A 12,136-nucleotide genomic window follows, 5' to 3' on the forward strand; every position below is an offset into this window, starting at 1 on the left:
AAATCAATCCCCATCATAGGACGATTTTTCATTCATTTTGAATTGAATCAAAGTTACGATAAAAATGAAGATGCCAAGAATCATAGCCATCGCGGAGGCATATCCCATTTGAAGGTTTTTAAATGCCTTATCCCAAATATAGAAGACGATTGAGGCGGATGAGTATTCCGGACCCCCTGTAGGAGTCATAATGTTCATTTCAGTAAAGATTTGTGAACCACCAATGATATTGGTTACGACCAGGAAAAAGGTCACTGGTTTTACCATTGGCCATGTAATGTTGCGGAACATTTGGAATCCGCTGGCTCCATCCAGCTCTGCTGCTTCATAGTAAGAGCGAGATACACTTTGCAGGGCTGCCAAATACAGTAACATCGTGTAGCCAAGACCCTTCCAGACCGTCATAAGGATCAAGGCAGGCTTAACCGTATCCTTATCCATCAGCCAATTGGGACCTTTAATACCAAACAATTCGAGGAATTGGTTCACCAGACCGTAGTCTCCGTTGTATGCCCAGTTCCACATAATAGAAACAGCAGCCAAAGAAGAAATAACCGGAATATAGTAGATCACACGAAACGTTGTCGTGCCCGGAATCTTGCGATTCAACCCCAGTGCCAGCAGCAAAGCCAACAAAAGACCGATTGGAATACCCAGCATTAAGAAAAGAGTATTGTACATCGATTTGTAAAAGAGTTCATCGGTAAATAAATCTTTGAAATTGTCGAGACCAATAAAGTTCATTTGTCCCAATCCGTCCCAATCTGTAAAAGAGCCGTATAACGAATAGACAAACGGGAACAACGTAAAGATTAGCAGACCGAGAATAGGTGGAAGAATAAATAAGTATCCATATATTTTCTCTTTGCGGTAGAGATTAGATTTGGTTATCACAGGGCTCACCTCTGTTTCTAATTTGGAATGAAGATGATGTCAGCAGCATGATATCAGCCACTAACATCATCCTCTATCCGTTATTTACGTACTATTTCTGTGATTTTTTCTCTTGCTCCACCGCTTTATCCAGCAGTTTCTGCATCTTCGGTTGCTCCTGCTTCACATAATCCGCTGCCGTAATTTTTCCGTCCAGCACAGGCTGAATATCGGTGAAGAAAATATCATACCATTCGGCGTTATACGTATAGTTGCCTGGTAATGAGCGTCCATAGTCATTCACAATATCAATGAATTCCTGTTTATTGTTAGGCTTGGTTTTCGTATCTTTGGACCACTCATCCGCCATATCCAACAGATTCGGAATTTGTACCTTGGCATCTACGAGCTGCTTCATTCCTTCTTTGGAAGTCGTCAGATAGTTGACCAGTTCTACAGCTTCATCCGGGTACTTTGTTTTAGAGGAAACACCAATACCCAGAGAACCAATCCATGTTGCCGATTTGCCAGTCGATCCTGCCGGGAATGGCAACAGATCATATTCAAATGGCAGTTTTTCAAATGTACTCATATCCCAAGGACCTACCGGGAAGAATGCCATTTCGCCCTTCATCCAGCGTTGATAGGTGTCCAGTGTTTGTGATTGTTCAATACCAGGCGTAATCTTATATTTGTTTTGCATATCAGCAAAGTACTGAAGCGCTTCCGCAAATTTCGGATCATCAATCGTTACTTTGGTTTTGCTCTCATCCAGCCAATCTGCCCCATTGCTCCATACAAAGGCTTGCAATGCCCACTGAACGTTAAAGCCTGTACCGTACTGATCTGGCTTGCCATCACCATTCGTATCTTTTGTCAGCTCTTGACTGACCTTGATAAACTCATCCCATGTATACGGTTTGTCTTTATCAGGTAACGGAACGCCTGCTTCTTCAAACATGGTTTTGTTATAACCCAAGGCGAATGGACCCAAGTCCTTTGGCATACCGTAAATATTTCCTTGGCCGGCCATTTTACCGTCATAGCGGTACAAATCCACACCGTATTTCCAAATGTTATCCAGCTTTATATCCTTGTTCTTCTCAATGTAAGGAGTGAGGTCCTTCAGTATCCCACTATTTACATAAGCTTTCACATCTCCAGGGTTAAAATAAAAGACATCTGGAAGATTATTTCCTGTGATCGCTGCTCTGAGCTTTGTAGCATATTGATCCGCGGCCGTCACGACCATTTTAACCTTCACGCCAGGATGTTCCTCTTCAAATTTCTTGATAACTTCCTTATAAGCCTTCTGCTCATCCGTACCACCACGGAACATGAATGTCAGTTCCTTGCTTCCATCACTATTGGAGCTTCCTCCACTACAGCCAGCCAGTGCAGCAACCATCAACAACAGTACAACCATTGTCATTGCAAAACCTATTTTCTTCATTAACGCGACCCCTCCTAAAATTGAAATGAAACCGCATACATATAGTGTTAAAATAAACTCATACCATTTGGCCTTTATTCACCTGTGCGGTACATCATCCTGTTGTTCACTCGAGCCTGTGATCATCATTCCTCTCATGCACCTATAATTAATATTTTTCTTTATCAATAATGAATTCGTTTACAAACAAAATATATCACGGCATTCTACGGTTCGTCAATGCATTTATAAATCTTTTTAAATAAATATAAAGTATAGAATTGAATAGCATGAAAAACAAAATAAAATCGTATTTAAGTTATTTTATTGAAAAATTTAGAGTAAATGAACTTAAACACGATTTTATTTAGGTAAAAAATCTATTCTGAGTTTTGTTTCACTTCCCTTTTTATTTTTGTAAAATAATTTATTCCAAAGCGGTTTACTTCTTTCTGTTTTTATTTTAACATAAATCAAAACAAATATATAAGCGCTTACATTACATTTTTTATAGATAAGGAAGGTCCATTGCTATGATTTATATTAAGGACTTAATGTCAGGGCTAGATATTTTCAAAGCGCTCGGCTCGGAAATCCGCATTCAAATTTTGGAATTGCTCGCCGTCCATCAAGGACAAAGTATGAATGACATCGCTAACAGGCTTGATTTGAGCAACGGTACGATTACGATGCATATTCGTAAGCTGGAGGAATGTGGCCTTGTCGAGATCAATACAGTAAGCGGCAAGCATGGTACCCGAAAAATGTGCTATCTGAACAAGGAAAAACTGATGGTGGACTTGCGTAGCAGAGAGCAGAAAAATGTGTACGAGGTTGAAATTCGTATCGGTCATTACAGTAACTACCAGGCAGTACCTACCTGTGGCTTGGTGACCAGAGACAGCATTATTGGTGATTTTGATGATCCCCGCTATTTTGCAGATCCCGGAAGGCTGGACTCGGAAATGATCTGGATGGCAGATGGTTTTCTGGAATATCGGATTCCTAACTACCTGAAAGAGAATCAATCCTTTACCGAAATTCAATTTTCCGCAGAGCTGGGCTCAGAAGCACCGGGTTATTGCGAGGTATATCCTTCCGACATTTGTTTTCATGTCAACGGCATCCCGATTGGTCACTGGACTAGCGCCGGAGATTTTGGAGAAGTACCGGGGGTTCTGAATCCCGATTGGTGGCCACCGCATTTGAATCAATATGGCATGCTCAAATTAATTCGCATCAATCAACATGGAAGCTTCATTGACGGGTGCCGTATATCAGAAGTCACAATAGACGATATTGGGCTTAACTATAAAAGCGATATTACACTGCGCTTATCCGTATCCGATCAGTCGGAGAACAAAGGGGGTCTCACCATTTTCGGCAAAAGATTCGGCAATTTCAGTCAGGATCTGCTGGTGCGTGTGCTTTATGAAGAACACGGGGAGGCCAACGTTAGCTGATGACTTCCCATATGTAAAAAGGCCGAAGCCCGTATTCGTGGAATACGTCTCCTCGGCCTAAGCGTGCTTCTCCTCACTTAAAGAGATATAGATCAACAGATAAAAAATGACCGCGATTCCAAACACCAGCCAGCTAAAAGACAACAAATGAAGCCTTGCTCCGGCATGCACCACCCATTTCCAAACATTCATCACGATCACCATGGGTTGCAACGCCACATCCCAGCTATTCCAGCGAGCAAATCTGCCGATATATACACCTACACTGGACAGCCACAGGAATATAAAAACGATAACCCACGCAAGCCAGCTGGAACAAACCTCTTGCAGCATACGGTGGATCGTAAATATACAAATGGAAGTAAGAAAAAGACCAATCCCTGCTGCCGAAAAAGGCGTAAATAAGATCAACCAAAATTGAATATCCAGCCAAAAACGCGAGTCAGGATTCACTTCATAAAAACGGAATGCATGCAGTAATTCAGTCAGCAAATAGAGTGCATTCGGCAGAAAAAACAGCCATACGACTCCGGCAATTAATAAAAGAAGCCTTCTCACTCTTATGTTTCCCAGTCTGGATAAGGCGATCATTCCTAGAGAAATCAAGACCGGAACCCATGCCAGAAATATATCCCAGTACAAAAATTGATACATTTTCGTCCCACTTGTGGACTGCACATACATAATAAGTCCATAACATCCCAACGAAGCTAAAAGCAGTACACTCAATAAGCCGGGCAGCTTATATCTCTTCCCTTTAAACAGCAAACTCTCGTCCAACCCCCTGCATGAATATACGTATATACGTCCTTTAATAATTATATCCATTTATTACACAGTTCGTATGTCCCCGGATACATGATTTTCCACATTCAAAGTATCAAAAATAACATCACAACCTTCTCCGACCGGAGATTGTGCAACGACCCCGACCTTTAGCTCGTTTGGAACATCCATGCCAAAATATCTCGCCAGCTTCCATTGCTGACCGTCTGATGAATAATGAAAGGCAAAGCAATTTCCGGCTCTTGCCACTCGCAAATACGGATTGGAAACGTCCATCGTCCCAGATATACAATCATCGGACGTATCCCGTGTGACCACACTAAGGATAGAGGGGGTGCTTTCAAAGTATTCAAAGCACAGCTTGGCCCAATGGGTATCATCCGCCATAATCATCAAGCATCCTGAATCATAAGGCTGCTTCATATCGACACGAACCCTCGTCCATATTGTAAAATCACCTTGAAGCGTTGTATGCAAAAAGGGTGCGGACGATTTTATCGCCGCGCCGGACGGATCTCTAAAGAAATCCGCCTGTGAAGGTGCAGATACTTTTAAAGCCTTGGAATCATCGAATCTCCATACAGTCGGTTCGTTGGTCCAGCCCCATCCTGTAGGCAAAACCTTGCCGTTAAAGCGTTCAAATACGTTCATATGGACACCATCCTTCTCTAGCCAATATTGTCAAATATCATGGTGAAATCGGGGGCCCAATCCCCCTTGATACCACTATATACGTTATTTTCCAATCGTCAATGATGATGCTCCTGTCTTTAAAATTTATAAAAAAAGACTTGCCATCCTGAAATGTTGTGCTTATAATTACACCTAACTTGATACGGCAACAAATTTCAATGACGAGAACGAGTAAGCTATACAGCGGATTTGCAGAGAGTTGGGGCAGGTGAAAGCCAACATTCCGAGGGTAGCCGAACGCCATCTCCGAGAAGCGGGCTGAACCTGAAGTAAGCTCTGCCGCCTTTCCAGCGTTAACCGGAACACGTATTGATGGATACGTGAACAGAGTGTCATTTCTTATGGAATGAAACTAGGGTGGTAACACGGGTATAAGCTCGTCCCTTTACAGGGGCGGGTTTTTTTGTTTTTCAAAAAGGAGGAAATCAATATGACGAACGTATCGACCACAGTATCTATAAGCGATTTTTTAACTCCAGCTGTACGGGAAATGCCGCCTTCAGGCATCCGTAAGTTTTTTGAATATAGTACGGGCAGAAAAGATATCGTTTCGCTTGGTGTTGGCGAACCGGACTTTGTGACCCCTCAACATGTCAGAAAAGCTTGTATTCTAGCACTGGAAAATGGCAAGACCTCGTACACACCGAATGCTGGTCTTCCCGAGCTGCGTGAGGAGATTGCCGGGTATCTGGAGAGAAGTTTTAACACGTCCTACAATCCGGCAAATGAAATCATGGTAACGATCGGCAGCAGTGAAGCGCTGGATTTGGCGCTCCGCGCCCTGATTACGGAACACGATGAAATTCTCATTCCTGCTCCCTGCTATATTTCGTACTCACCGATCACGTTTCTGAATGGAGGGCATACCGTAACGGTTGAAACCTCTGCTGATCAGCAGTTCAAGCTGACGGCTGAAGCGCTCAAAGCCAAGCTGACTCCACGATCCAAAGTGCTTATTCTCTGTTATCCGAACAATCCGACAGGTGGAGTGATGACTTATGAGGACTGGCTACCGATTGCCCGCTTGGTGGAGGAGCATAATCTAGTCGTGATCTCGGACGAAATTTATGGTGAGCTGACCTATGGACAGAAGCATGTAAGCTTCGCCGCTCTGCCGGGCATGAAAGAACGAACCCTGCTCATCAGCGGTTTTTCCAAAGCCTTTGCAATGACAGGCTGGAGAGTCGGCTATGGTTGCGGCCCGCAGGAGCTGATTTCAGCCATGCTGAAAATCCATCAATATACCGTGATGTGCGCTCCTATAATCGGGCAAATTGCCGCTATTGAGTCCCTGCGCCACGGGCTGGAAGAAAAAGACCGCATGATAGAATCGTACAATCTGCGCAGAAAATGGTTTGTTGAAAGCTTGTGTCAGGCAGGACTGCCCTGCCATGAACCGAGCGGTGCCTTCTACGCTTTTCCTTCCATTACTCATACGGGATTAAGCTCAGAGCAGTTTGCCAAGCGGTTACTGGAAGAAGAGGATGTCATTACTGTACCCGGCTCCGCATTCGGTCCGGGTGGCGAGGGCTTTATCCGCTGCTCCTACGCATCATCGCACGAGCAACTGGAAATCGCTTTGGAGCGTATCAGCGTGTTCTTGAGACGTCTGTAATCAGCCCTTCATATCGTGAACATGAACACTGGATGAAAACTGTTGCACCCCATACACAAAGGAGCGAAATGACATCATGAACATTCAAATCAGTCCACTAGCCGAGCAGCGACTTACACAAATTCTCGGTGATCAACCGGGCTATATCAAGCTTTTTTACGACACAGAGGGCTGCGGCTGTGATGGTATTACAGTGCTCAAGATCGTCAGCGCACCCGACAACGGCGATATAGAAGTACAGGCGGGCAGCTTGCCTTTTCTCGTTAGCGGTCAGCAGGCGATTTATTTTGAGGAATCCATGCGCCTTGATGCAGACGAGAAATTCCCTTCCTATAAACTATCCAGCGATTCTACCTTCTATAGTAATAATGTAAAAATCAGGGATGTCCGGCTGTCCTAATCTTTAGGATGGTCCGGCATCCAGAACGTTTTGCACAAAATCGGTTTTAGCCTCCGTGTACGCTTCACGATCATGCTGATTTTCCATCGCCAGCTGCCTTTTTAAGGCGTCATATTGCTGAACCAGCTCAGGCCGTTCACGAAGACGGTTCCGAAATAACAGTTGTTGATCCCAATGCTCCTCATGTTCCAGCATGAGATGCAGATGTCCCTTTCTTTGATCCTGTTCCACTTTAACCAAAAATCTTCTCCATTCCCGACCGTCCAGCTCAGGCGGAACATAGCTCCAGCCTGCTGGTTGTAAGACGGACACAATCTGTTCCAGCCTATCCCAAGCTTCCAATTTTGCCATAATGTCTATGATGGGCTTAGCGGAAAGATTGGGAATTGCCGTGCTTCCTATATGCTCCATCTCCGTCACCTTAAACGGCAGTAGCAGCTCCCGCAACTGGTGAATGATCTGCAAGCCCTGCTCTGACCAGTCAGGATCAGGATTCACTATTTTTACAGGCTCCGTAGCCCACACTGGCCAATGTTCCTGATTTTGCTCCTCATGCATTCACTTATCCCCCTTATACCCACTCGTGCATTCTCTCATTCAACCGTATCTTTTTTAATATCCATTACTTCATCTTGAAGCTTGCGGCTGTAACCAGAGTCTGGGCCAAAGCTTTGGCATCGGTGTCAGCCTCAAGCTCTCCTGATCGTATATTCTTGAAATACAGCAGAAAGACGTAGCCTCGAATCCTTTTCCCAAAAAAAAGTTACATTGCTGCATCCAATGCCGTTTCCTCATCAAATTTCCGTGGACGAACCATAAATAATCCCTTCTTTTCGTATCGTTCAGTATATTAAAATTGTATGATCGTCAGAATAATCTGTCAAGTATGTACATGATAAATGCTTGACATCTCATATGGAATCGAGGTATATTGACCTAAATTTATTACATACCAATCGGTATTATATACTTATCGGTATGTAATTATAGAAAGCGATGTGGTATGTGAAAATGAAGACGTCAGAAGAAAAAGCGGTACTCCTATCGCCTCAAACCGTAACTAACGCTGCAAAAATCTCCCCCGTTCCTTCCATTTCCCGGTCTGTAGCACTCTTATTTTCCATAGCTTGTGGACTGGCTGTCGCCAACATTTATTATGCGCAACCATTGCTGGACGCACTGGCGGACGAGTTTGGCATCACGCATTCATCAGTTGGCATCATCATTACAGTGACACAGATTTGTTATGCATTGGGACTGCTGCTGCTAGTCCCGCTTGGCGATCTTTTGAATCGACGACGGCTGATTACCGGACAAATGCTGTTATCCGTGCTGGCGTTAATCGCGGTTAGCTTAGCCCCGACGCGTACAATCCTGCTTATGGGCATGGCAGCGGTTGGAATGCTGGCTGTCGTCACACAGACACTTGTCGCGTTCGCCTCAACCTTGGCCGCCCCGGCTGAACGCGGACGTATCGTAGGTCTGGTGACCAGCGGAGTCGTTATCGGCATTCTGCTGGCACGAACCGTTGCCGGTGTATTGACCGATTTGACAGGTTGGCGTTCGGTATACCTTATTTCCGCCGCATTGACGCTATTCATGGCTGTAGCGCTGTTTCGAGTACTGCCACAGAATGAATCCAAAGGAGCAACGCTATCCTATCCTCAACTGCTTCGTTCGGTTTTCACACTGTTCGTGCAAGAACGGATTCTGCGTGTTCGGGCTGTGCTGGCTTTGCTCATTTTTACTGCGTTCAGCATATTGTGGACTTCGCTAGTATTGCCTCTCAGTGCCCCGCCGCTATCTCTTTCACATACTGCCATCGGGGCCTTTGGTCTGGCCGGAGTCGCTGGAGCATTAGCGGCTACGCGGGCAGGACATCTTGCCGATCAAGGCTCAGGACAGCGGACGACAGGTATTGCGCTGGCTCTGCTGCTGCTATCCTGGTTGCCTATCGGCTATGCCGAGCACTCGCTGTTCGCTTTGGTCCTTGGCGTTATCCTTCTGGATCTGGCGGTACAGGCTGTGCATGTGACGAATCAGAGTATGATTTTCACTGTGCGTCCTGAAGCACGTAGCCGACTTACCGCAGGCTATATGATATTTTATTCCATCGGCAGCGCCACTGGAGCCATCTCCTCGACTCATATGTACACATATGCCGGCTGGAATGGGGTATGTCTGTTGGGTGCTGGCGTCAGCACCTTGGCACTTATTTTTTGGGCCGTAACCCGTAACACATCTATAGATCAGCTGTCACACACTAAAACTAAAACAACTCCATGATAAAAAATGTCCGCTTTATAGCGGACTGACTACATTTCCATTTTTAAAACCATGTTCATTTTTACGGGTATTATGATACGTACTACCCCACCACCATAAGGAGCTACCTCGTTGTGATTTTCTAACATCATTGTACCCTGATGGTGGTTGATCACTTTAGCTGCAAACGTTAGCCCTATACCATAATGCCCTTTTGAACTTCTGCTTTTATCCTCCATGTAAAAAAGCTGTGTAGCTCTCTTCAAGCCTTCTGGAGAGAATCCCTCGCCGCTATCTCTAATTGCAAACTCTATTGAGTTTCCTAAATAACTTATCTCCCATACTACCGTTCCCCCGGCAGGTGTATGATCCACAGCGTTGCAAAGTACATTCATCAAGGCCCGTTGTAACAAATCCTGATACATATATACCTTGATGTCCAGCAGTCTATTATCCTTCAGCACGAACTGAACTGTTTTTTTTCCGCAATAGGCAATTGTATCTCCGACCAAATCTTTTACAAACTTTTGAATAGATATACAGGACAATGCTTCCGCCAATACATCAGAATCGCTTCGCGACAATTGAATAAGTAAGCTTATATATTGTTCGATCTTATTACCCGCATTTAGAATATACTCAATATAAATCGCTTGCTCCGGGCTATGGTCGGATAATCTTAATAATTCTGCATTTCCTTTAATAATCGTAATCGGGATCTTAATATCATGAGCCAGTGCCCCCATGTGCTCCTGCTTATTTTTTTCCAATTCCCACTGTGTCTGCAAAGAACCTTTCAGTGTATCTCTCATTTCTTCCAAGGAAAAAATGACGTCATTTATTTCTTGAATTTGAGAACACTCCACTTCAAAATCCAAATTATTATTCTGGATATGACGGGTCATCCAACTTATCTTAGCCAGATTTCTCTTCATTTTCTTCGCAAAAATAGTTATGATTCCAAACAGCGCCCCCATAATGCATACCATCAAAAAAACTATACTTGTCAGTTGAAATTGAGGACGCGGATCACCCTCTTTTATATTACCGTACAATATTAGAAATAGCATAATCATACCCACACAGCTCAAACATAGACAAAATATATACTTTAGCAGTTCTCTGCGGATCGTCGTTTTTCTTAATCCCACTTGTATCCTACACCCCACATCGTCTTGATGGGAGTCAAATGATGGTAGCTGAATTTTTTACGTATAGATCGGATAAATTCTGTAATTGTTGCAAATTGTGCATGACCGTCCAAACCGTAAACGTCATCATATATTTCTTCTCTTGTGAAAATTCTCCCTTTATTTTTCGCCAAGAACTCGCATATTTTATATTCGTTTTTCGTAAGGGGAATATGAATATCTTCAACCGAGACCTTTTTCGTACCAAAATCAAAGGTCACACCTGAAACTATCGTTCGGTCAGGGTGTTTTTCACGATGCTCTCTTCTCAAATGTGCACTTACTCGCGCACTAAGTTCAAGAACACCGAACGGCTTGGCAATATAATCATCTGCCCCCACCTTTAGCCCTTCGACAATGGCTTCTTCGCCCACTTTGGCTGTCAAGAAAACAATCGGACATTCAACCACATTCCGAATTTTTTTACAAAGCTCCAAACCGTCCAAATCAGGCATCATCACGTCCAGAAGAATCAGATCGTAGCCCAAAAAAGCCTCCTTCGGTAAATCCTTTACCACTTGATGCATACAAACGAGATGCTGGTCTTTTTGTAATACATTTTTAATCAGCATCAGAATGTCTAAATCATCATCTACTGCTAGTATGCTGGCCACCTAGATCCCCCTATTATGACAGCTATCCTGTAATTATCTCCTACTTGTAGGTTAATATAATAATTGTATCATAAATAAGTATATTTTTTCCTTAATTAATTTCATTTCTCAAACTATTAATGCTACATATGAGTATTTTGCAGCAATCCATAGATCAAAACGGTCTAGTTTGTCTATATATTGTACTTTTAAGCGTTGGGAATCGAATGATGCAAAATGCTGATATAAAAAAACGAGTGAGTGGGCGCCGAAATCGGAAGATAGATTCACAGGCCCTGTTCACTCGTTTGGGGATATTCCAGAAACTGCACTAGCTTCTGGAATATCCGATATGGCTTTCATATAGCTGATAAAAAAACGAAAAAATTCAAATTTGAAATCATTATTCTGATTAAACCTGTAGAGAAATGATTAAGAATCTTACCGGCAAGAAAGAGTCACCGGACATGGACAGGAAAGTGTGGATGGTTTGATGCTTGGACATAATAGAGCACCTGTTAAGCATCCGAATGTACATCGATCCGTAGCAGCCTGCGGTTGAATGAAGGCGCTCTGCTTGGACACAGATACAATATCTAAATCAAAATCAAAATCATCAAATTTACCCATTTTTCCTATCCCCTTTTAGATATCTTCATCATATCAAGTTACTTAAAAATACACGGGCAAGTAATTGTGCTTGGTCTGGTGCCTGGACATAACCACTGGCCTGTCAAGCATCCAAATGTAGCTGGGAAAGTTTGTGCCGGCTTGGAAACAGCTACAATATCCAAATCAAAATCGTCAAATTTAGCCATTTTATTCA

Annotated in this window: 13 protein-coding genes and 1 other annotated feature; of the genes, 4 read left to right on the plus strand and 9 right to left on the minus strand. The window is 43.5% G+C overall.

Annotated elements, in window-relative coordinates; translation table 11 throughout:
• Positions 1-3: 3 nt before the first annotated feature.
• Both ACIFO6_RS09975 and ACIFO6_RS09980 read right to left on the minus strand, forming a co-directional pair.
• Positions 4-894, minus strand: coding sequence for a carbohydrate ABC transporter permease (locus tag ACIFO6_RS09975; protein WP_430040440.1), 891 nt, complete (start codon positions 892-894; stop codon positions 4-6).
• A gap of 91 nt (positions 895-985) precedes the next feature.
• On the minus strand, positions 986-2,326 hold the full coding sequence (locus ACIFO6_RS09980) for an ABC transporter substrate-binding protein (protein ID WP_430040442.1): 1,341 nt from the start codon (positions 2,324-2,326) through the stop codon (positions 986-988).
• Positions 2,327-2,838: 512 nt separating this feature from the next.
• On the opposite strand from ACIFO6_RS09980, the gene ACIFO6_RS09985 reads away from it, so the two are divergent.
• Positions 2,839-3,768, plus strand: a complete 930-nt coding sequence (locus ACIFO6_RS09985; protein WP_430040444.1) for an ArsR/SmtB family transcription factor — start codon at positions 2,839-2,841, stop codon at positions 3,766-3,768.
• Between the two features lie 57 nt (positions 3,769-3,825).
• Here the strand turns inward: ACIFO6_RS09985 and ACIFO6_RS09990 are convergent, their stop codons facing one another.
• Positions 3,826-4,536: a DUF1361 domain-containing protein gene (locus ACIFO6_RS09990; protein ID WP_430040446.1), complete on the minus strand. Its 711-nt coding sequence runs from the start codon at positions 4,534-4,536 to the stop codon at positions 3,826-3,828.
• 63 nt (positions 4,537-4,599) lie between these two features.
• Positions 4,600-5,205 (minus strand): DUF1349 domain-containing protein, encoded by a 606-nt coding sequence (locus ACIFO6_RS09995; protein WP_430040448.1) that lies wholly within the window; start codon positions 5,203-5,205, stop codon positions 4,600-4,602.
• Positions 5,206-5,396: 191 nt separating this feature from the next.
• Positions 5,397-5,635, plus strand: a binding site (T-box leader).
• A gap of 42 nt (positions 5,636-5,677) precedes the next feature.
• Between ACIFO6_RS09995 and ACIFO6_RS10000 the strand changes: the two genes are divergently transcribed.
• Positions 5,678-6,862, plus strand: a complete 1,185-nt coding sequence (locus tag ACIFO6_RS10000) for an aminotransferase class I/II-fold pyridoxal phosphate-dependent enzyme (RefSeq protein WP_430040450.1) — start codon at positions 5,678-5,680, stop codon at positions 6,860-6,862.
• 76 nt (positions 6,863-6,938) lie between these two features.
• The gene (locus ACIFO6_RS10005; protein WP_430040452.1) at positions 6,939-7,262 is read left to right on the plus strand and encodes an iron-sulfur cluster biosynthesis family protein; all 324 of its coding nucleotides are present in this window, start codon (positions 6,939-6,941) and stop codon (positions 7,260-7,262) included.
• 3 nt (positions 7,263-7,265) lie between these two features.
• On the opposite strand, the gene ACIFO6_RS10010 is transcribed toward ACIFO6_RS10005, so the two are convergent.
• Positions 7,266-7,820 (minus strand): GrpB family protein, encoded by a 555-nt coding sequence (locus tag ACIFO6_RS10010; protein WP_430040453.1) that lies wholly within the window; start codon positions 7,818-7,820, stop codon positions 7,266-7,268.
• 453 nt (positions 7,821-8,273) lie between these two features.
• Here ACIFO6_RS10010 and ACIFO6_RS10015 point away from each other — a divergent pair, with 453 nt between their 5' ends.
• Complete coding sequence (locus ACIFO6_RS10015) at positions 8,274-9,548, plus strand: MFS transporter (protein ID WP_430040455.1); 1,275 nt, start codon at positions 8,274-8,276, stop codon at positions 9,546-9,548.
• A gap of 29 nt (positions 9,549-9,577) precedes the next feature.
• Here the strand turns inward: ACIFO6_RS10015 and ACIFO6_RS10020 are convergent, their stop codons facing one another.
• The 4 genes from ACIFO6_RS10020 to ACIFO6_RS10035 all read right to left on the minus strand — a co-directional run bounded on the left by ACIFO6_RS10020 (position 9,578) and on the right by ACIFO6_RS10035 (position 12,128).
• Positions 9,578-10,603 (minus strand): sensor histidine kinase, encoded by a 1,026-nt coding sequence (locus ACIFO6_RS10020; RefSeq protein ID WP_430040457.1) that lies wholly within the window; start codon positions 10,601-10,603, stop codon positions 9,578-9,580.
• A 65-nt stretch (positions 10,604-10,668) separates the two neighbouring features.
• The gene (locus ACIFO6_RS10025; RefSeq protein WP_430040459.1) at positions 10,669-11,331 is read right to left on the minus strand and encodes a response regulator transcription factor; all 663 of its coding nucleotides are present in this window, start codon (positions 11,329-11,331) and stop codon (positions 10,669-10,671) included.
• Between the two features lie 420 nt (positions 11,332-11,751).
• The gene (locus ACIFO6_RS10030; RefSeq protein ID WP_430040461.1) at positions 11,752-11,940 is read right to left on the minus strand and encodes a gallidermin/nisin family lantibiotic; all 189 of its coding nucleotides are present in this window, start codon (positions 11,938-11,940) and stop codon (positions 11,752-11,754) included.
• 38 nt (positions 11,941-11,978) lie between these two features.
• Complete coding sequence (locus tag ACIFO6_RS10035) at positions 11,979-12,128, minus strand: gallidermin/nisin family lantibiotic (protein ID WP_430040463.1); 150 nt, start codon at positions 12,126-12,128, stop codon at positions 11,979-11,981.
• Positions 12,129-12,136: the final 8 nt, after the last annotated feature.

It is taken from the genome of Paenibacillus sp. NRS-1781, from assembly GCF_050467745.1.
GTDB lineage: Bacteria > Bacillota > Bacilli > Paenibacillales > Paenibacillaceae > Paenibacillus > Paenibacillus terrae_A.

Bases quoted from the DNA above. Each gene is read 5' to 3' on its own strand.
- ACIFO6_RS09980 (WP_430040442.1), bottom strand. From the start codon at position 2,326: ATGAAGAAAATAGGTTTTGCAATGACAATGGTTGTACTGTTGTTGATG.
- ACIFO6_RS09985 (WP_430040444.1), top strand. From the start codon at position 2,839: ATGATTTATATTAAGGACTTAATGTCAGGGCTAGATATTTTCAAAGCG.
- ACIFO6_RS09995 (WP_430040448.1), bottom strand. From the start codon at position 5,205: ATGAACGTATTTGAACGCTTTAACGGCAAGGTTTTGCCTACAGGATGG.
- ACIFO6_RS10000 (WP_430040450.1), top strand. From the start codon at position 5,678: ATGACGAACGTATCGACCACAGTATCTATAAGCGATTTTTTAACTCCA.
- ACIFO6_RS10005 (WP_430040452.1), top strand. From the start codon at position 6,939: ATGAACATTCAAATCAGTCCACTAGCCGAGCAGCGACTTACACAAATT.
- ACIFO6_RS10010 (WP_430040453.1), bottom strand. From the start codon at position 7,820: ATGCATGAGGAGCAAAATCAGGAACATTGGCCAGTGTGGGCTACGGAG.
- ACIFO6_RS10015 (WP_430040455.1), top strand. From the start codon at position 8,274: ATGAAGACGTCAGAAGAAAAAGCGGTACTCCTATCGCCTCAAACCGTA.
- ACIFO6_RS10020 (WP_430040457.1), bottom strand. From the start codon at position 10,603: ATGATTATGCTATTTCTAATATTGTACGGTAATATAAAAGAGGGTGAT.
- ACIFO6_RS10030 (WP_430040461.1), bottom strand. From the start codon at position 11,940: ATGGGTAAATTTGATGATTTTGATTTTGATTTAGATATTGTATCTGTG.
- ACIFO6_RS10035 (WP_430040463.1), bottom strand. From the start codon at position 12,128: ATGGCTAAATTTGACGATTTTGATTTGGATATTGTAGCTGTTTCCAAG.